The sequence below is a fragment of the Streptomyces sp. NPDC090045 genome, assembly GCF_044747975.1.
Classification (GTDB): Bacteria; Actinomycetota; Actinomycetes; order Streptomycetales; family Streptomycetaceae; genus Streptomyces.
Genome location: NZ_JBIVFA010000001.1, coordinates 213,936 through 233,267, shown reverse-complemented (window position 1 = coordinate 233,267; position 19,332 = coordinate 213,936). Strand labels below are relative to the sequence as shown.

Here is a 19,332-nt window from a genome sequence, read left to right as displayed (position 1 = left end):
GGCCGCCCCTACGATGTGCCGCATGCTCGGCAGCACGTCCGCGGCGGCTCTGAGCCGCCCTTTCGGTGAGCGCCTGGCACCGGCCGCCCGGCTGCTGGTGTGCGCGACCGTCCCCTGGTTCGTGTGCGTGTGGCTCGGCACGAGCACGGCCCCCGTGCCCGCGGCCCTGCCCGCCGTCCTCATCCTGCGCGACGACGTGTTCGCGGCGCCCCGGCTGGCCCTGGAGCGGCTGGCGGGGGTGGTGGCGGGCGTGGTGCTGAGCGTGCTGGTCCTGCACTGGCTGCCGGCGGGCTCGCTGTCGTTCCTGGTCCTCGTCGTGTGCGCCTGCGCCGGGATGTACCTGCTGAGCCACAACGGCTCCCCCAACCAGCAGGTGCTGATCACCGCCCTCGTGATCTACGCGACGCCGGTGCCGGGCTATCCGCTGGCCCGGCTGGAGGAGACCGCGGTCGGCATCGCCGTCGTGGTGCTCCTCGGCCCGCTGCTGTGCCCCCCCGACCCGTACCGGGAGGCCGCGAGCGGCCTGGAGGAGTACCGCACCGGTCTCGGCGCCCTGCTGGAGCGGGTCGCGGCGCGGGCCGCCGCCGGGCGGCCCACGGGCCCGGCCCCGGCGGATCCCTTCGCCCGGTGGCGCCGCCCGTACGAGCTGTCCGCCGCGCTGGACCGCAGGACGGAGCGCCTGCTGCTCCTGCCGCCACGGCGGGCCCCGGCCGGGGCGGCGGACACGCTCCGCCCCCGGCTGCGGCTGGCCGCGCGGACGGCGCCGGCCCTGCTGTTCCTGGCGCGGGAGCTGGAGATCCGGTCCTCGTCCGCCGACGGGGAGCGGGTGGCAGGCGGCGGGGAGCGCGGAGGAGCTGGCGAGGAGCAGCCGGGAGCCGCCCCGGGCGGGGCCGACGAGGCGCTGCGCGCCATGGCGCCGCTCATCGGGGCGACCGCCTCGGCCCTCGACGCGGCCCTGCGCGGCGAGGACTGCGCGCAGCGGCTGCGGCTCGCCCGCGCGCTCGAACTGCGGCACCGGGCCGCCCACCCCGGCCGCCGCGACGCGGTCCTGCGGGCCGGGCTCCACCTCACCCACGAGGCGCTGGCCGAGCACCTCGACCCGGCCGCGCGCTGAGCGCACCGAGGTTCCCGTACCGGGCGAACGGCGCCGCCGTCCCCGCATGAGCTCGGTCACCCACTCTGGACACGGGAGACAACCCGCCGGTAACTTAATCTGAGCAAGCGCTTAGATTCAGGCGGCGGACTGCCGCGACCGAAGGGAGCCGGCCGTGCGCCGTACGGTGTTCAACGAGGACCACGAGGCGTTCCGCGAGACCATCCGCGCCTTCATCGAGGCCGAGGTCGTCCCCGTCTACGACGAGTGGTTCGCCGCCGGACAGGCGCCGCGCGACTTCTACTACAAGCTCGGCGAGCTGGGCGTCTTCGGCATCAACGTCCCCGAGGAGTTCGGCGGCGCGGGCCTGGACACCCACAAGTTCGAGGCCGTCCTGTACGAGGAGACCTCGCGCGCGGGCGTCAACTTCGGCGGCTCCGGCGTGCACGTGCTGCTCGCCCTGCCCTACATCAAGATGCTCGCCGACGACGAGCAGAAGAAGCGCTTCCTGCCGAAGTTCGTCTCCGGCGAGGAGATGTGGGCGCTGGCGATGACCGAGCCGGGCACCGGCTCCGACGTCGCGGGCATGAAGACCACCGCCAAGCTCTCCGAGGACGGCACCCACTACGTCCTCAACGGCTCCAAGACCTTCATCACCGGCGGCGTCCACGCCGACCGCGTGATCGTCTGCGCCCGCACCTCCGCCCCGAGCGCCGAGGACCGCCGCTTCGGCATCTCCCTCTTCGCCGTGGACACCAAGTCCGAGGGTTACTCCATCGGCCGCAAGCTCGACAAGCTGGGCCTGAAGACCTCCGACACCGCCGAGCTGGCGTTCGTCGACGTGAAGGTCCCGGTCGAGGACCTGCTCGGCGAGGAGGGCAAGGGCTTCTACTACCTCGGCCACAACCTGGCCTCCGAGCGCTGGGGCATCGCCTTCGGCGCCTACGCCCAGGCCGCCGCGGCCGTCCGGTTCGCCCAGCAGTACGTCACGGAGCGCACCGTCTTCGGCAAGCCCGTCGCGCACTTCCAGAACACCAAGTTCGAACTGGCCGCCTGCCAGGCCGAGGTGGACGCCGCCCAGGCCGTCGCCGACCGCGCCCTGGAGGCCCTGGACGCCGGCGAGCTGACCCCGGCCGAGGCCGCCTCCGCGAAGCTGTTCTGCACCGAGGTCGCGCACCGCGTCATCGACCGCTGCCTCCAGCTGCACGGCGGCTACGGCTACATGAACGAGTACCCGATCGCCCGCCTGTACGCCGACAACCGCGTCAACCGCATCTACGGCGGCACCAGCGAGATCATGAAGTCCATCATCGCCAAGTCCATGGGCCTGTAAGGGCCCCGGACGCGAAACACGGGGCACTTACCCTTCCCCCATGAACGAGGCACTGACGACGCTCCTCGATCTGCTCGACCTCGAGCAGATCGAGGAGAACATCTTCCGCGGCACCAGCCGGCCTTCGCTGGTCCCGCGCGTCTTCGGCGGTCAGGTCGCGGCCCAGGCTCTGGTCGCGGCCGGGCGGACCGTCCCCGCGGACCGCACCGCGCACTCGCTGCACTCGTACTTCCTGCGCACCGGCGACACGGGCGCGCCCATCGTGTACTCGGTGGACCGGATCCGCGACGGACGCTCCTTCACCACGCGCCGCGTCGTCGCCGTCCAGCACGGCCAGCCGATCTTCCACCTCTCCGCGTCGTTCCAGACGTACGAGGACGGCCTCGACCACCAGGTCGCGATGCCGCCGGCCCCGGACCCGGAGTCCCTGCCCACCGCGGCCGAGTCGCTGCCCGCGTACCGGGAGATCTTCCGCGACCCGGGCACGGTGGAGCGGCTGATCGAGACCCGCGAGGCGGTGGACCTCCGCTACGCCACGACCCCGCCCTGGGGCAGCGTCGGCGAGCCGGTGGAGCCGCGCTCGCAGGTGTGGTTCCGTACGGCCGGCAAGCTGGACAGCGCCGATCCCCTGCTGCACACCTGCCTGGCCACCTACGTCTCCGACATGACCCTGCTGGACTCGGTACTGCTCGCGCACGGCCGGGGCGGCTGGGCGGTGGGCGACGTGGTCGGCGCCTCCCTGGACCACGCGATGTGGTTCCACCGTCCGTTCCGCGCGGACGAATGGCTCCTGTACGACCAGGAGTCCCCCTCGGCGGCCGCCGGCCGGGGCCTGGGCCAGGCCCGCATCTGGACCCAGGACGGCCGGCTGGCCGTGACGGTCATCCAGGAGGGTGTCGTACGCGTCCCGCGGGCGTGAGGACGGCTCCGGGCGGGCCTCAGTCCCACCAGAATCCCCAGTGGTCGCTGCCGGTGACCGCCTCGTCGGCGTAGGCGCGGATGCTGCCGCTGCCCTGCCAGATGTTGTCGGGCGCGAAGGCGAAGTGCTCCGCGGCGACGGGCAGCGCCCGGGCGACCGTGCGCGGCGGGGCCGCCACGGACACGTGGAGCTCGTCGAAGCCGAGGGCTACGAGGCGGGCGCCGAAGCGGTCCTCCCAGGAGCGCAGGACGGTGCTGATGAGGGCGGTGTCGTTCTCGTGGTTGGTCGGCCCGCCCCAGCCCAGCGCGGTGGGCACGTCGGCCCCGCGGCCGGCGGGGACCAGCGCGAGCCGCGGGCTCGGCAGGAAACCGCTCCCGATCAGCTCGTCCGCCAGCTCACAGGCGGCGGCCTCCGGATCCGGCCCGCCCTCCCCCGCGCCCCCCGACTCCGCGAGCCCGGGCCAGCTCCTGCCGAAGGGCGCGACGATCTCCTCGCCCTCCTCACCCTCCTCGGGGTCGGGGACCACCCTGCTCCAGAACTCGCGCAGCACCGGCTCGACGTGGTGGTCATCGGGGTCGGACATCCGATCCGGCACGAACTCCCGCTCCTCCCACCACCGTTCGAGCCCGCGGCGGCCCTGGAACAGCACCGCCTGCAGCCCGGCGGCCGCGAGTGCCGGGCCGCGGTGCGCGGCGAGCGCACCGACGCCCACGCTCTCGCCGGACACCCACAGCAGCGGCTCCGCCGCCTGCCCCCACCGTCTCCGCCCGGGCCTGTCGATGACCGCCCCCGGCGGCAAGTCCAGCCCCAGGGACCGCCCTTGGGGATCGCCGACCAGCACGGACAGCGGATTGCGCGTCTTCGCAGGCTTCACCATGACCCGAACGTAACGGCCGCCACTGACAACGGGGCCTTCCGCCGCCTACGTCGTCATGCGCCCTGCAGGCCCGCCGCGTTCAGCAAGTACGCCACCATCGGGTCGTAGTGGCGCGGGTCGCGGACGTGGTCGTCCAGGGGGATCGCCACCTGGAGGGTGCCCTCGGCCTCGCCGAGGAAGAGGGCCGGGTCGTTGCAGTCGGCGTAGCCGACCGCGTCCAGGCCGCGCTGGGCCGCGCAGCCCGCCCAGCCGTGGTCGGCGACGACCAGGTCCGGCTGCGGGCGGTTCTCGGCCGTCAGGCCGTCCAGGATCGCGGCCATCGGCTCCGGCGAGTGGGTGTGCCAGAGCGTGGCGCCCCGCTCCAGGACCGCGACGTCGGCGAACTGCCACACGGAGCCCTCGTCGGCCGTCAGGCCCGAGGGGATGACGACGATCTCGCAGCCCGCGGCGCGCAGGGCCGCCGCCGTGGCCCGGTGGACGTCCAGCAGCCCGCCCGGGTGCCCGGTGGCGAACAGGACGCTCTGCCGGTCCAGCGCCGCCTTGCGCAGCCGTGCCGCCAGCCGGTCCAGGCCCGCCACGGTGAGCTCCGGGTCGATGGTGTCCTGGCCGTACCGGAACGCCGGGTCGTCCACGACCCCGCACCGCTCCGCCATCACCGCGAGCACGTCCTGCTCGTCCGCCCACCGGTCGCCCAGCTCCAGGCCCAGCCAGTAGTGCCGGTCGCCGTTGGCGAGCTTGCGGTAGTGGCTCAGGTTGTTCTCGCGCGGGGTCGCGACCTGTCCCGCGATCCGCGTGCGGACCAGATGGTCGATGAGTTCGGCACGGCTCGGCGTCTCTATCGGCTTCGGCATACGGGCCATTCTGCCGCCGCGCGGGCGGAGTCGGCGCGTCCATTCCGATCGGCGGACGCCCCGGCTCATGCCGACAGCGCTCCGAACGCCCCGTGTGCGAGCCGGCGCAGCAGCGACTCCGTCGCCTCCCGCCCCAGGGCCGCCAGGCGGGGGGTGGAGTTCAGCAGGCCGAAGACCGCGTGCACGGAGACGCGCACCTCCGCCTCGCCGACCTCCGGGTGCAGTTCCCGTACGACCTCCACCCACAGCTCCACGTACTGGCGCTGCAGCTGCCGCACGAGCTTGCGGTCGGCCTCGCGCAGCCGGTCGAGCTCCCGGTCGTGGAGGGTGATCAGCGCCCGGTCGTCGAGCGCGAAGTCGATGTGCCCGTCGATGAGGGAGGACAGGACCCGCTCCGGGGCGCCCGCCGCCTCCGCCACCCGGTGGCGGCCGCCGGTCAGCAGCCGCTCGCTGATGCCGACGAGCAGCTCCGCGAGCATGGCGTCCTTGCCCGCGAAGTGCCGGTAGAGGCCGGGGCCGCTGATGCCCACCGCGGCGCCTATCTCGTCGACGCCGACACCGTGGAATCCGCGCGCGGCGAAGAGACGGGCAGCCTCACTGAGGATCTGCTCGCGACGGGTGGGGGCGGCCGCTCTGGTGCTCATGGGAAACCATTCTAGACAGGGCCGTTAGCGCTCGTTAACCTAGGCCGTACAGGCGTTAACGCTTATTAACAGCGTGTACCGAGCAAGTGGAACGAGCAAGGGAGCTCGACCGATGCAGCAGGCACCAGTGCTGACGAGCGCCGCGGACCCGGCGTCCGAGGCCTGGCGGACCAACGAGGCCGCCCACCGCGAGCTGACCGAGGGCCTCCGCGCCCGGCTCGACGCGGCCCGGCTCGGCGGCGGCGAGAAGGCCCGCGCCCGCCACACCGCCCGGGGCAAGCTCCTTCCGCGCGACCGCGTGGACACCCTCCTCGACCCCGGATCGCCCTTCCTGGAGCTGGCCCCGCTGGCCGCCGAGGGCATGTACGGGGGCGCGGCCCCCGCCGCCGGGGTCATCGCGGGCATCGGCCGGGTCAGCGGCCGCGAGTGCGTGATCGTCGCGAACGACGCCACCGTCAAGGGCGGCACGTACTACCCGATGACCGTCAAGAAGCACCTGCGCGCCCAGGAGGTGGCCCTGGAGAACCGTCTCCCCTGCCTCTACCTGGTCGATTCGGGCGGCGCCTTCCTGCCGATGCAGGACGAGGTCTTCCCCGACCGGGAGCACTTCGGCCGCATCTTCTACAACCAGGCGCGCATGTCGGGGGCCGGCATCCCGCAGATCGCCGCCGTCCTCGGCTCCTGCACCGCGGGCGGGGCGTACGTACCGGCCATGAGCGACGAGGCCGTCATCGTCCGCAACCAGGGCACGATCTTCCTCGGTGGCCCGCCGCTGGTGAAGGCCGCCACCGGCGAGGTGGTCACGGCCGAGGAGCTCGGCGGCGGCGAGGTCCACTCCCGGATCTCCGGCGTGACCGACCACCTCGCGGAGGACGACGCGCACGCGCTGCGGATCGTACGGAACATCGTGGCGACCCTCCCCGAGCGCGGGGCCCTGCCCTGGTCGGTCGAGGCCCCGGAAGAGCCGAAGGTGGACCCGTACGGGCTGTACGGCGCGGTCCCCGTCGACTCGCGCACCCCGTACGACGCCCGCGAGATCATCGCGCGGATCGTGGACGGGTCCCGCTTCCAGGAGTTCAAGTCCGAGTTCGGCCAGACGTTGGTCACCGGCTTCGCCCGGATCCACGGACACCCGGTCGGGATCATCGCCAACAACGGCATCCTGTTCGCCGAATCCGCCCAGAAGGGCGCCCACTTCATCGAGCTGTGCGACCAGCGCGGGATCCCGCTCCTCTTCCTCCAGAACATCTCGGGCTTCATGGTCGGCCGGGACTACGAGGCGGGCGGCATCGCCAAGCACGGCGCCAAGATGGTGACGGCGGTGGCCTGCGCCCGGGTCCCGAAGCTGACCGTGGTGGTCGGCGGTTCGTACGGCGCCGGCAACTACTCGATGTGCGGCCGGGCGTACTCGCCCCGCTTCCTGTGGATGTGGCCCAACGCCAAGATCTCCGTGATGGGCGGCGAGCAGGCGGCCTCGGTCCTCGCCACCGTCAAGCGCGACCAGATCGAGGGCGCGGGCCAGGAGTGGCCGGCCGAGGACGAGGAGGCCTTCAAGGCCCCGGTCCGCGCGCAGTACGAGGAGCAGGGCAGCGCCTACTACGCCACGGCGCGGCTGTGGGACGACGGGGTCATCGACCCCATGGAGACCCGGCAGGTGCTGGGACTGGCCCTGACCGCGTGCGCGAACGCCCCGCTGGGCGACTCGGGCTTCGGCATCTTCCGTATGTGACGTGAGGACCTCACTGATGTTCAGCACTGTTCTGGTCGCGAACCGCGGCGAGATCGCGGTCCGGGTCATCCGCACGCTGCGGCAGCTCGGCATCCGCTCCGTGGCCGTCTTCAGCGACGCCGACGCGGACGCCCGTCACGTACGGGAGGCCGACACGGCCGTCCGCATCGGCCCGGCCGCGGCCGCCGAGAGCTACCTGTCGGTGGAGCGGCTCCTCGACGCCGCCCGGCGCACGGGCGCCGAGGCGGTCCACCCGGGCTACGGCTTCCTCGCCGAGAACGCGGCCTTCGCCCAGGCCTGCGCGGACGCCGGGCTGGCCTTCATCGGGCCGCCGGCCTCCGCCATCTCCCTGATGGGCGACAAGATCCGCGCGAAGGAGACGGTGAAGGCCGCCGGGGTTCCGGTCGTGCCCGGCTCCTCGGGGAGCGGGCTGACGGACGCCGAACTGGTCGCGGCCTCCACGGAGATCGGCATGCCGGTGCTGCTGAAGCCCTCGGCGGGCGGCGGCGGCAAGGGCATGCGGCTGGTCCGCGACGAGGCGGTCCTGGCCGAGGAGATCGCGGCGGCCCGCCGCGAGGCCCGCTCCTCCTTCGGCGACGACACGCTCCTCGTGGAGCGGTGGATCGACCGGCCCCGGCACATCGAGATCCAGGTACTGGCGGACGCCCACGGGAACGTGGTGCACCTCGGCGAGCGCGAGTGCTCGCTGCAGCGCCGGCACCAGAAGGTGATCGAGGAGGCGCCGTCGGTCCTGCTCGACGAGAAGACCCGGGCGGCGATGGGCGCGGCGGCGGTCGACGCGGCCCGCTCCTGCGGCTACGTCGGCGCGGGCACGGTGGAGTTCATCGTCCCGGGCGGCGACCCGTCCTCCTATTACTTCATGGAGATGAACACCCGCCTCCAGGTCGAGCACCCGGTGACGGAGCTGATCACCGGCCTGGACCTGGTGGAGCAGCAGATCCGGGTGGCGGCCGGCGCCCCGCTGGGCTTCGACCAGTCCGAGGTGACGCTGACCGGGCACGCCATCGAGGCCCGCGTCTGCGCGGAGGACCCGGCGCGCGGGTTCCTGCCGTCCGGCGGTACGGTCCTGGCCCTCTCGGAGCCGGACGGCGGCGCGGTGCGCACGGATTCGGGGCTGACGGCGGGCGTGCCGGTGGGCTCCACGTACGACCCGATGCTGTCGAAGGTCATCGCGTACGGGCCCGACCGGGCCAGTGCGCTGCGCTTGCTGCGGGGGGCTCTGGCGGACACCGTGATCCTGGGTGTCCAGACCAACGCCGGTTTCCTGCGTCGCCTGCTGGCCCACCCGGACGTGGTCTCGGGCGACCTGGACACCGGGCTGGTGGAGCGCGACCTCCCCTCCCTCCTGCCGGAGGGCGTCCCGGACGAGGTATACGCCACTGCTGCCCTGCTGGCGCAGGGTCCCCGGGCTCTGCCCGGACCCGCGCCTCAAACGCCGGCGGGGCTGGGAGTTTCGGCCAGGCCGGACGGATGGGTCGACCCCTTCGACACCGCCGATGGCTGGCGCCTGGGCGGCACCCCTGCCTGGACGGTGCGTCACTTCCGTCTCTCTGGCCAGGACGCCGTAAAGGTCCGCACCCGCCCCCTGGGCACCGACCACGAGCTGCTGATCGATGCGGCCGGGGCCAATTCAGCCTCGCCGGCGTTTGAGGCGCGGGGGTCCGGGGGCAGCGCCCCCGGGACACCGGCCCGCGGCCGGATCCTCACCCGCACCACCGACCGCGTCACCGTCGAACTGGACGGCGTGACGCACACGTTCAGCCACGCCACCTCCCCGGAGGGGACCTGGCTCGGCCGCGACGGAGACAGCTGGCACGTCCAGACGTACGACCCCGTCGCCGCGAACCTCAGCGGCGGCGGAAGGACCGGGGCCGACACACTGGCCGCCCCCATGCCCGGCACCGTCACCGTCGTCAAGGTGGCCGTCGGCGACAAGGTGGCGGCCGGGCAGAGCCTGCTCGTCGTCGAGGCCATGAAGATGGAGCACGTCATCTCCGCCCCGCACGCCGGCACCGTCACCGAGCTCGACGTGACCCCCGGCACCACGGTCGCGATGGACCAGGTCCTGGCCGTCGTCACCCCGGACGCGGATGCGGAGGAGAGCGCATGACCGGCCTGCCCATGACCGTCCCCGGCCCCGGCCTCCCGGCCCGGGTCCGGATCCACGAGGTCGGGGCCCGCGACGGGCTCCAGAACGAGAAGAGCGCCGTACCGACCGAGGTGAAGGCGGAGTTCATCCACCGCCTGGCCGCCGCCGGGCTCACGACCGTCGAGGCCACCAGCTTCGTGCACCCCAAGTGGGTTCCGCAGCTGGCCGACGCCGAGGAGCTGTTCCCGCGGCTCGCGGACCTCGACGGGGTCGCCCTGCCCGTCCTCGTCCCGAACGAGCGCGGTCTGGACCGCGCGCTCGCCCTCGGGGCCACTCGCATCGCCGTCTTCGGCTCGGCCACCGAGACCTTCGCCGCCCGCAACCTCAACCGGACCGTCGCCGAGTCCCTCGCCATGTTCGAGCCCGTGGTGGCCCGGGCGAAGCAGGAGGAGGCGCACGTCCGCGGCTATCTCTCGATGTGCTTCGGCGACCCCTGGGAGGGCCCCGTCCCGGTCCACCAGGTCGTAGGGGTCGCCAAGGCACTGCTCGACCTCGGGTGCGACGAGCTGAGCCTCGGCGACACCATCGGCGTCGCCACCCCCGGCCACGTCCAGGAACTGCTCGCCAGCCTGAACGAGGCGGGCGTCGGCACCGACCGCATCGGCGTGCACTTCCACGACACCTACGGCCAGGCCCTGTCCAACACCCTCGCCGCGCTCCAGCACGGCGTGACCACCGTCGACGCCTCCGCAGGCGGCCTCGGCGGATGCCCGTACGCGAAGAGCGCCACCGGCAATCTCGCGACCGAGGACCTGGTGTGGATGCTCGACGGCCTCGGCATCGAGACCGGGGTCGACCTGGCCGCCCTCACCGCCACGAGCGTGTGGATGGCCGAACAGCTGGGGCGTCCCAGCCCCTCACGTACCGTCCGCGCCCTCTCCCACAAGGAGTAGTCACACCATGTCCCTCGACCACCGGCTCACCCCTGAGCACGAGGAACTCCGCCGTACCGTCGAGGCGTTCGCGCACGACGTGGTCGCGCCGAAGATCGGCGACCTGTACGAGCGGCACGAGTTCCCCTACGAGATCGTCGCCGAGATGGGCCGCATGGGCCTGTTCGGCCTGCCCTTCCCGGAGGAGTACGGCGGCATGGGCGGCGACTACCTCGCCCTCGGCATCGCCCTGGAGGAGCTGGCCCGCGTCGACTCCTCGGTCGCCATCACCCTGGAGGCCGGGGTCTCCCTCGGTGCCATGCCGATCTACCTCTTCGGCTCGGAGGAGCAGAAGCGGGAGTGGCTGCCGAGGATGTGCTCCGGCGAGATCCTCGGCGCCTTCGGCCTGACCGAGCCCGGCGCGGGCTCCGACGCCGGCGGCACCCGCACCACCGCCGTCAAGGACGGCGACGAGTGGGTCATCAACGGCTCGAAGTGCTTCATCACCAACTCCGGTACGGACATCACCGGTCTGGTCACGGTCACCGCCGTGACGGGTCGCAAGGCGGACGGCCGCCCGGAGATCTCCTCGATCATCGTCCCGTCCGGCACCCCGGGCTTCACGGTGGCCGCCCCCTACTCCAAGGTGGGCTGGAACGCCTCGGACACCCGTGAACTGTCCTTCGACGGCGTACGGGTGCCCCTCGCCAACCTCGTGGGCGCCGAGGGCCGCGGCTACGCCCAGTTCCTGCGGATCCTCGACGAGGGCCGGATCGCCATCTCGGCGCTCGCGACCGGGCTCGCGCAGGGCTGTGTGGACGAGTCGGTGAAGTACGCGAAGGAGCGGCACGCCTTCGGCAAGGCGATCGGCGACAACCAGGCCGTCCAGTTCAAGCTGGCCGACATGGAGATGCGCGCCCACATGGCCCGCATCGGCTGGCGCGACGCGGCCTCCCGGCTGGTGGCCGGCGAGCCCTTCAAGAAGGAGGCGGCGATCGCGAAGCTGTACTCCTCGACGGTCGCCGTCGACAACGCCCGTGAGGCGACCCAGATCCACGGCGGCTACGGGTTCATGAACGAGTACCCGGTGGCCCGCATGTGGCGGGATTCGAAGATCCTGGAGATCGGCGAGGGCACGAGCGAGGTCCAGCGCATGCTGATCGCCCGTGAACTGGGCTTCTCCGCCTAGTCGCCGGGCTTGTCCGCTTCGCGGTGGAACGACGAGGGGGCCCGAAAAAAACTTAGGGCCCCCTTATCGTTTTCGGCCAAGGTTAGGCTAACCTTCCTCACGAACGGCACGCTGGTGGCCGCCCCGGTACGCACGAAAACGGACATCGATTATGCCCAAGTCCCGAACCTCCTCCCTCACCCGTCGCGGATTCATCGCGGCGGGCGGCGCCCTCGGCCTCGTCATGGCGCTCGCCGCGTGCGGCGGCGGCACCGACTCGGCGAAGGGCGACGGCGGCAAGGACAACGGCGCCGCGGCCTCCGGCCCCTGGACCTTCAAGGACGACCTCGGCAACGACGTCAGCACCAAGGCCAAGCCGAAGAACATCGTCGCCTTCACCGGCACGGCCGCCGCGCTGTACGACTACGGCATCCCGGTCAAGGGCGTCTTCGGCCCGACCAAGACCGCCGACGGCAAGCCCGACGTCCAGGCCGGCTCGATGGACATCTCCAAGGTCAAGATCATCGGCAACGTCTACGACGAGTTCAACGTCGAGGAGTACGCCTCCCTCCAGCCCGAGCTGCTCGTCACCAACAGCTGGGACGGCACGTACTGGTACGTCCCGGAGGCCTCCAAGGACAAGATCCTGAAGCTGGCCCCGGCCGCCGCGATCAAGGTGGGCGGCGACGTCACCCTCGACAAGGCCCTGGAGCGCACCGCGGACCTCGCCAAGTCCCTCGGCGCCGACATGAACGCCAAGACCACCGTCGACGCGAAGGCCCGCTTCGAGGCCGCGGCCGCGAAGGTGCGCGAGGCCACCAAGGCCAACCCGGGCGTCAAGGTGCTCGTGGGCTCCGGCTCCGCCGACCTGTTCTACGTCTCCACCCCGGACACCTCGGCCGACCTGAAGTACTTCAAGCAGCTCGGCGTCGAGTTCGTCACCCCGGAGAAGCTGGACGAGGGCGGCTTCTTCGAGAGCCTCAGCTGGGAGAACGCCGGCAAGTACAAGGCCGACGTCGTCCTGCTCGACAACCGCACCGGCACCCTGCAGCCGGAGGAGCTGAAGGCGAAGGCCACGTGGGCCGAGCTCCCGGCGGTCAAGGCCGGCCAGATCACCCCGCGCGTCACCGAGCCGATCTTCTCGTACGCCAAGTGCGCCCAGCTCCTCGAGGACCTCGCGAAGTCCATCCAGAACGCCAAGAAGGTCAGCTGACCCGGTCGACCCGCGGCGCCCGGTGACCCCGGGCGCCCGTAGGCCGTTCCGACTTCCAGGGGGATCCTCCGCATGACCGTCACCGCGTCCGACGACACCGCTCCGGCCGTCGCCCACTTCCGCTTCTTCGCGCTCGAAGTGGTCCGCACCCGCCGCCTCGGCCACTCGTTCCTGCGGGTCACGTTCGGCGGGGAGTCCCTCGCGGGCTTCCGCTCGGGCGGCTTCGACCAGAGCCTGTCGCTCTTCCTGCCCCCGTCCGGCCAGGAGCACACCGTGCTCCCGTCCACGGACGAGGACACCTGGTTCGCCGCCTGGCGCGGAATGCCGGACGAGGAGCGGCCGGTGATGCGCTCGTACACGGTGCGCGAGCAACGCCGTACGCCCGAGGGGGTGGACGAGGTCGACATCGACTTCGTCCTGCACGGGGATGCGTCGCCGGCCTCCCGCTGGGCCGGTCACGCGGTCGCCGGCCGCCGGATCATGGCGATCGGCCCGGCCGTCGCGGAGAACAAGTCCGTACGCTTCCAGCCGCCGGCCGCCACCGACGCGATCTGGATGTACGCGGACGAGACCGCCCTGCCGGCCGCGGCCGCGATCCTGGACCGGCTGGCGGCCGGGACCCGGGTCCGGGCCTGGTTCGAGGTCCCGCACGAGGACGACCGGATCGCGCTGGACACGCTCGCCGACGCGGACATCACCTGGATCGTGCGCGAGGGCCACGGCCGGGAGCGGACCGAGCAGGTGCTGAGCGTGCTGCGCTCGGCCGAACCGCCCGCCGCCGAGGTCCCGTACGTCTGGCTGGCGGGCGAGGCCGGCACCATTCGCGCGGTGCGCCGCCACTTCGTGCAGGAACGATCCGTCGACCGCCGCGCGGTGCGTTTCACCGGCTACTGGCGGCTCGGCGCGAGCGAGGAGCAGCTCCTCGCCGAGGCGTACGCCGGCAAGGCCCCGAGCGAGGACCCGGCGTCCGAGCTCTAGTGGACTCCCGCATCCCGTAACGCAGTTGGAGATGGGCCCTGGCTTTTCAGCCAGGGCCCATCTTCATTTGGCTTATTGGCTTAGGTTAGGCTAACCTAAACATCAGACACCCCACCCTCCCCTTCTCCCCCTGCCCGGAGGAAAGTTGATGCGCTCGCATCTGCTGAATGAGACGACTGCGGACCTCTACCGGCGTTCCGTCACCGAGGGCGTCGACCGTGTCGCCGCCAAACTCGCGACCACGGAGCGGCCCCACACCGGTATATCCGTCGACGAACTCGCCCCGGTCATCAACGGGATCGACCTGGACAAGCCGCTCGCTGACGCGGCCGCCGTCCTGGACGAGCTGGAGGACGTCTACCTGCGCGACGCGGTGTACTTCCACCACCCGCGCTACCTCGGGCACCTCAACTGCCCCGTCGTGATCCCCGCGGTGCTCGGCGAGGCGGTCCTCTCGGCCGTCAACTCCTCCCTCGACACCTGGGACCAGTCGATCGGCGGCACGCTGATCGAGCGCCGTCTCATCGCCTGGACCACCGAGCGCATCGGCCTGGGCCCCGCCGCGGACGGCATCTTCACCTCCGGTGGCAGCCAGTCCAACTTCCACGCCCTGCTCCTCGCCCGCGACGAGGCCTGCCGCATCGTCATGAAGAAGGCCCTCGACGAGGGACGCGAGCTCACCAAGGCCGAACTCCTCCCGAAGCTGCGCATCTTCACCTCGGAGGCCAGCCACTTCAGCGTGCAGAAGTCGGCCGCCATGCTCGGGCTCGGCTACGAGGCCGTCATCTCCGTCCCGGTCGACCGCAACCGCCGGATGGACACCGCCGTGCTCGCCCTGGAGCTGGAGGAGTGCGCCGCCGAGGGCCTCTTCCCCATGGCCGTCGTCGCCACCGCCGGCACCACCGACTTCGGGTCCATCGACCCGCTCCCCGAGATCGCCCGCCTGACGGCCGAGCACTCCGCGTGGATGCACGTGGACGCCGCCTACGGCTGCGGACTGCTGGTCTCCCCCACCCGCCGGCACCTCCTCGACGGCATCGAGCACGCCGACTCGGTCACGGTCGACTACCACAAGTCGTTCTTCCAGCCGGTCAGCTCCAGCGCGATGCTGGTCCGCGACCGCGACACCCTCAAGCACGCCACGTACCACGCGGACTACCTCAACCCGCGCCGCATGGCCGAGGAGCGGATCCCCAACCAGGTCGACAAGTCCATCCAGACCACGCGCCGCTTCGACGCGCTCAAGCTCTGGATGACCCTGCGCGTCATGGGCGCCGACGGCGTCGGCTCGCTCTTCGACGAGGTCATCGACCTGGCCGCGGCCGGCTGGGACATCATCGACGCCGACCCGCGCTTCGAGGTCGTCGTCAAGCCGCAGATCTCCACCCTCGTCTTCCGCTTCCTGCCCGGCGGGGAGGTCCCCGCCGACCTTCTGGACGAGGCCCAGCTCCACGCCCGCAAGGCGCTCTTCGCCTCCGGCGAGGCCGTCGTCGCCGGGACGAAGGTGGACGGGAAGCAGTACCTGAAGTTCACCCTCCTCAACCCGCAGACCACGACGGCCGACATCGCTGCCGTCCTCGACCTCCTCGCCGCACACGCCGAGCAGTTCCTGGGAGAATCCCTTGCCGTCCACCACTGAGCCCCACGACTTCATCGGTATCGGCCTCGGTCCCTTCAACCTGGGACTCGCGTGCCTCACCGCGCCGATCGGCGAACTGAACGGCCTGTTCATCGAGTCGAAGCCGCACTTCGAGTGGCACGCGGGGATGTTCCTGGACGGCGCGCACCTGCAGACGCCGTTCATGTCGGACCTCGTCACCCTCGCCGACCCGACGTCGCCCTTCTCCTTCCTGAACTACCTGAAGGACCAGGACCGGCTGTACTCGTTCTACATCCGGGAGAACTTCTACCCGCTGCGCGCCGAGTACAACGACTACTGCCGCTGGGCCGCCGACCGCCTCGACAACGTCCGGTGGTCCACCTCGGTCACCGAGGTCACCTACGACGAGCAGGCCGGCCTGTACGAGGTCCACACGGACAAGGGCGAAACCCACCGGGCCCGCCGCCTGGTCCTGGGCACCGGCACCCCGCCGCACGTCCCCCAGTCCTGCGAGGGCCTCGGCGGCGACTTCCTGCACAACTCCGTCTACATGCAGAACAAGGCGGAGCTGCAGAAGAAGAAGTCCATCACGCTGATCGGCTCCGGCCAGAGCGCGGCCGAGATCTACTACGACCTCCTCGCCGAGATCAACACGTACGGCTACCAGCTCAACTGGGTCACGCGCTCCCCGCGGTTCTTCCCGCTGGAGTACACGAAGCTGACGCTGGAGATGACCTCCCCCGAGTACGTGGACTACTTCCACGCCCTCCCCGAGGACACCCGCTACCGGCTGGAGACCCAGCAGAAGAACCTCTTCAAGGGCATCGACGGCGACCTGATCAACGCCATCTTCGACCTGCTCTACCAGAAGAAGATCACCATGCCGGGCGCGGTCCCGACCACCCTGCTGACCAACACCTCGCTGAACAGCACGGCGTACGACACCACCACGGGCACCTACACCCTGGGGCTGCGCCAGGAGGAGCAGGAGCGGGACTTCACCCTCGCCTCCGAGGGCCTGGTCCTGGCCACCGGCTACAAGTACCAGGTGCCCGAGTTCCTCGCCCCGGTGCGCGACCGGCTGAACTTCGACGGCCACGGCCGCCTCGACGCCGGCCGCAACTACAGCGTCGACACCACGGGCCGCGGGGTGTACCTCCAGAACGGCACGACCCACAACCACTCCCTGACCTCGCCCGACCTGGGCATGGCCGCGTACCGCAACGCCTACATCGTGGGCGAACTCCTCGGCCGCGAGTACTACAAGGTCGAGAAGTCCATCGCGTTCCAGCAGTTCGCCGCCCCGGAAGGCACGCACGCATGAGCACCACCACCGGTGAGATCCTCTTCAGCCGCACCGACGCGGCCCTCGGGACCTTCGCCATCCGCCCGCTGGACCCCTTCGCCGACGCGGAGCTGCTCCACGGCTGGGTCACGCACCCCAAGGCCTCGTTCTGGATGATGCAGGACGCCTCCCTGCCGGACGTCGAGCGCGAGTACATGCGGATCGCCGCGCACGAGCACCACCACGCCTTCATCGGCCTCCACGAGGGCCGCCCGGCCTTCCTGATGGAGAGCTACGACCCGAGCGAGCTGGAACTGGTCGGCCTGTACGACGCCCAGCCCGGCGACGTCGGCATGCACTTCCTCGTCGCGCCCAGCGACCAGCCGCTCAGCGGCTTCACCCGCGCCGTGATCACCACCGTGATGGCCGCCCTCTTCGCCGACGAGGAGACGGAGCGGGTCGTCGTCGAGCCGGACGTCCGCAACACGGCGGTGCACGCCCTCAACGCGGTGGTCGGTTTCGCCCCCGAGCGCGAGATCCAGAAGCCGGAGAAGGAAGCCCTCCTCAGCTTCTGCACCCGCGCCCAGTTCGAAGCAGCCACCGGCATCACCCAGGAAGTGTCGATATGAGCCTGGCCGACGCCGTCTCCCACCTCTCCCCGGAGCTGTGGGCCCGCGCGAACCGCGCGCTGGTCCGCAAGGGCCTCGCGGAGTTCTCCCACGAACGCCTCCTGACGCCGAAGCCGCTGGGCGACTCCTGGTACTCGGTCCCGAGCGACGACTCCACGGTGGAGTACCGCTTCAAGGCCGTCCTGCACGCCCTCGACCACTGGTCGGTGGACGAGTCCTCGGTCACCCGACTGCAGGACGGCGCCGAGCTCCCGCTGGACGCCCTCGACTTCCACATCGAGCTGCGCGAGACGCTGGGCCTGAGCGCGGAGGTCCTGCCCGTCTACCTGGAGGAGATCTCCTCCACCCTGGCCGGCACGGGCTACAAGTACACGAAGCCGCAGATCTCCTCCGACGTCCTCGCGAAGTCCTCCTTCCAGGACATCGAGACGGGCATGACCGAGGGCCACCCCTGCTTCGTGGCGAACAACGGCCGCCTCGGCTTCGGCGTGCACGAGTACCTCTCGTACGCCCCGGAGACGGCGAGCCCGGTCCACCTGGTGTGGGTGGCGGCCCGCAAGGACGTCTCCACCTTCACGGCGGGCGCGGGCCTGGACCACGACTCCTTCGTCCGCGCCGAGCTGGGCGAGGAGACGATCGCCGGCTTCGCGGCGCAGCTGGAGGCGCTGGGCCTGGACCTGGCCGACTACCACCTGCTGCCGGTCCACCCCTGGCAGTGGTGGAACAAGACCACGGTCACCTTCGCCGCCGAGATCGCCAACCGCCGCCTCGTGCTGCTGGGCGAGGGCTCGGACGCGTACCTGGCGCAGCAGTCGATCCGTACGTTCTTCAACCAGAGCGCGCCGGAGAAGCACTACGTCAAGACGGCCATCTCGGTCCTCAACATGGGCTTCATGCGCGGGCTCTCGGCCGCCTACATGGAGGCCACGCCGGCCATCAACGACTGGCTGCACCAGCTGATCGAGGGCGACGAGGTCCTGCAGTCGGTGGACTTCTCGATCATCCGCGAGCGCGCGGCGATCGGCTACCACCACCGCCAGTACGAGCGCGCCACCGACCGCTACTCCCCGTACCGCAAGATGCTGGCCGCGCTGTGGCGCGAGTCCCCCGTCGGCTCCCTCAAGGGCGACGAGCGGCTCGCCACCATGGCCTCGCTCCTGCACGTCGACGCCGAGGGCAAGTCCTTCGTCGGCGCCCTGATCGAGGAATCGGGCCTGACCCCGGCGGAGTGGCTGCGCCACTACCTGCGGGCCTACCTGGTCCCGCTCCTGCACTGCTTCTACCAGTACGACCTCGCGTACATGCCGCACGGCGAGAACACGATCCTCGTCATCGAGGGCGGCGTGGTGAAGCGGGCGATCTTCAAGGACATCGCCGAGGAGATCGTGATCATGGACCCGGACGCGGTCCTGCCGCCGGCGGTCGAGCGCATCAAGGCCGACATCCCGGAGGACATGAAGCTGCTGTCCGTCTTCACGGACGTCTTCGACTGCTTCTTCCGCTTCCTGGGCCCGATCCTGGCGACGGAGGGCATCTGCGAGGAGGACACCTTCTGGCAGGCGGTGGCCGACTGCGGCCACGCGTACCAGGAGTCGATGCCGCAGCTCGCGGAGCGCTTCGCGCGGTACGACCTGTTCGCGGAGGAGTTCCAGCTGTCCTGCCTGAACCGCCTCCAGCTGCGCAACAACAAGCAGATGGTCGATCTCTCCGACCCGTCCGCCGCCCTGCAGCTGATCGGCACCCTCAAGAACCCCGTCGCGGCCTTCGCCCGGCGGTGACCGGGGGTCGGGCAGACGGTTCTGGGGGTCCCCCCGGCCGAAGGCTGGGGGATGGTCCCTCGACCCCCTGCCCATCCCCCCAGCACGAAGGCGTGTCCGCGGAGCCCAGACTGGCCCTCTCCGCGGACACGCCTCACGTGTTTCCCGGCCCGCCGCCAAGGCCCGCCAGAAGTCGGTGACGATCGGCGGTGGC

The 19,332-nt window shown here is 71.3% G+C and carries 16 protein-coding genes; 13 read left to right on the top strand and 3 right to left on the bottom strand.

Annotated elements, in window-relative coordinates:
- Positions 1–22 precede the first annotated feature (22 nt).
- From ACIPYQ_RS01075 to ACIPYQ_RS01065, 3 genes are all read left to right on the top strand, one after another.
- Positions 23–1,114 (top strand): FUSC family protein, encoded by a 1,092-nt coding sequence (locus ACIPYQ_RS01075; RefSeq protein WP_401245024.1) that lies wholly within the window; start codon positions 23–25, stop codon positions 1,112–1,114.
- A gap of 154 nt (positions 1,115–1,268) precedes the next feature.
- On the top strand, positions 1,269–2,426 hold the full coding sequence (locus tag ACIPYQ_RS01070) for an acyl-CoA dehydrogenase family protein (RefSeq protein ID WP_030840472.1): 1,158 nt from the start codon (positions 1,269–1,271) through the stop codon (positions 2,424–2,426).
- A gap of 40 nt (positions 2,427–2,466) precedes the next feature.
- Entirely contained in the window at positions 2,467–3,345 is an 879-nt protein-coding gene (locus ACIPYQ_RS01065; RefSeq protein ID WP_361757117.1) for an acyl-CoA thioesterase II, read from the top strand.
- A gap of 19 nt (positions 3,346–3,364) precedes the next feature.
- On the opposite strand, the gene ACIPYQ_RS01060 is transcribed toward ACIPYQ_RS01065, so the two are convergent.
- The 3 genes from ACIPYQ_RS01060 to ACIPYQ_RS01050 are packed head-to-tail and all read right to left on the bottom strand — an operon-like array spanning position 3,365 to position 5,717.
- Positions 3,365–4,222: a DUF4253 domain-containing protein gene (locus ACIPYQ_RS01060; protein WP_401245021.1), complete on the bottom strand. Its 858-nt coding sequence runs from the start codon at positions 4,220–4,222 to the stop codon at positions 3,365–3,367.
- Between the two features lie 53 nt (positions 4,223–4,275).
- The gene (locus tag ACIPYQ_RS01055) at positions 4,276–5,082 is read right to left on the bottom strand and encodes a phosphatase (RefSeq protein ID WP_401245019.1); all 807 of its coding nucleotides are present in this window, start codon (positions 5,080–5,082) and stop codon (positions 4,276–4,278) included.
- A 56-nt stretch (positions 5,083–5,138) separates the two neighbouring features.
- Positions 5,139–5,717, bottom strand: coding sequence for a TetR/AcrR family transcriptional regulator (locus ACIPYQ_RS01050; protein ID WP_401245017.1), 579 nt, complete (start codon positions 5,715–5,717; stop codon positions 5,139–5,141).
- A 112-nt stretch (positions 5,718–5,829) separates the two neighbouring features.
- Here ACIPYQ_RS01050 and ACIPYQ_RS01045 point away from each other — a divergent pair, with 112 nt between their 5' ends.
- The 10 genes from ACIPYQ_RS01045 (at position 5,830) to ACIPYQ_RS01000 (ending at position 19,139) form a co-directional block, all read left to right on the top strand.
- Positions 5,830–7,446: a carboxyl transferase domain-containing protein gene (locus ACIPYQ_RS01045; protein WP_401245015.1), complete on the top strand. Its 1,617-nt coding sequence runs from the start codon at positions 5,830–5,832 to the stop codon at positions 7,444–7,446.
- A gap of 16 nt (positions 7,447–7,462) precedes the next feature.
- Positions 7,463–9,577, top strand: a complete 2,115-nt coding sequence (locus ACIPYQ_RS01040; protein ID WP_401245013.1) for a biotin carboxylase N-terminal domain-containing protein — start codon at positions 7,463–7,465, stop codon at positions 9,575–9,577.
- Positions 9,574–10,509 carry a hydroxymethylglutaryl-CoA lyase gene (locus ACIPYQ_RS01035; RefSeq protein WP_401245011.1) on the top strand — a complete coding sequence of 312 codons (936 nt, stop codon included), beginning with the start codon at positions 9,574–9,576 and terminating at the stop codon, positions 10,507–10,509. The genes ACIPYQ_RS01040 and ACIPYQ_RS01035 overlap by 4 nt, the downstream gene beginning before the upstream one ends.
- A gap of 7 nt (positions 10,510–10,516) precedes the next feature.
- Complete coding sequence (locus tag ACIPYQ_RS01030) at positions 10,517–11,677, top strand: acyl-CoA dehydrogenase family protein (RefSeq protein ID WP_401245009.1); 1,161 nt, start codon at positions 10,517–10,519, stop codon at positions 11,675–11,677.
- 151 nt (positions 11,678–11,828) lie between these two features.
- Positions 11,829–12,869: an ABC transporter substrate-binding protein gene (locus ACIPYQ_RS01025; RefSeq protein WP_401245007.1), complete on the top strand. Its 1,041-nt coding sequence runs from the start codon at positions 11,829–11,831 to the stop codon at positions 12,867–12,869.
- A gap of 72 nt (positions 12,870–12,941) precedes the next feature.
- Positions 12,942–13,847, top strand: coding sequence for a siderophore-interacting protein (locus tag ACIPYQ_RS01020; RefSeq protein WP_401245005.1), 906 nt, complete (start codon positions 12,942–12,944; stop codon positions 13,845–13,847).
- 148 nt (positions 13,848–13,995) lie between these two features.
- Positions 13,996–15,486 carry a pyridoxal phosphate-dependent decarboxylase family protein gene (locus tag ACIPYQ_RS01015; RefSeq protein ID WP_401245003.1) on the top strand — a complete coding sequence of 497 codons (1,491 nt, stop codon included), beginning with the start codon at positions 13,996–13,998 and terminating at the stop codon, positions 15,484–15,486.
- The gene (locus ACIPYQ_RS01010; protein ID WP_401245001.1) at positions 15,470–16,771 is read left to right on the top strand and encodes a lysine N(6)-hydroxylase/L-ornithine N(5)-oxygenase family protein; all 1,302 of its coding nucleotides are present in this window, start codon (positions 15,470–15,472) and stop codon (positions 16,769–16,771) included. The genes ACIPYQ_RS01015 and ACIPYQ_RS01010 overlap by 17 nt, the downstream gene beginning before the upstream one ends.
- A complete protein-coding gene (locus ACIPYQ_RS01005; RefSeq protein WP_361766560.1) occupies positions 16,768–17,361 on the top strand; it encodes a GNAT family N-acetyltransferase in 594 nt (197 codons plus the stop codon). The genes ACIPYQ_RS01010 and ACIPYQ_RS01005 overlap by 4 nt, the downstream gene beginning before the upstream one ends.
- A complete protein-coding gene (locus ACIPYQ_RS01000; protein WP_401244999.1) occupies positions 17,358–19,139 on the top strand; it encodes an IucA/IucC family protein in 1,782 nt (593 codons plus the stop codon). Before ACIPYQ_RS01005 ends, ACIPYQ_RS01000 begins: the two co-directional genes overlap by 4 nt.
- Positions 19,140–19,332: the final 193 nt, after the last annotated feature.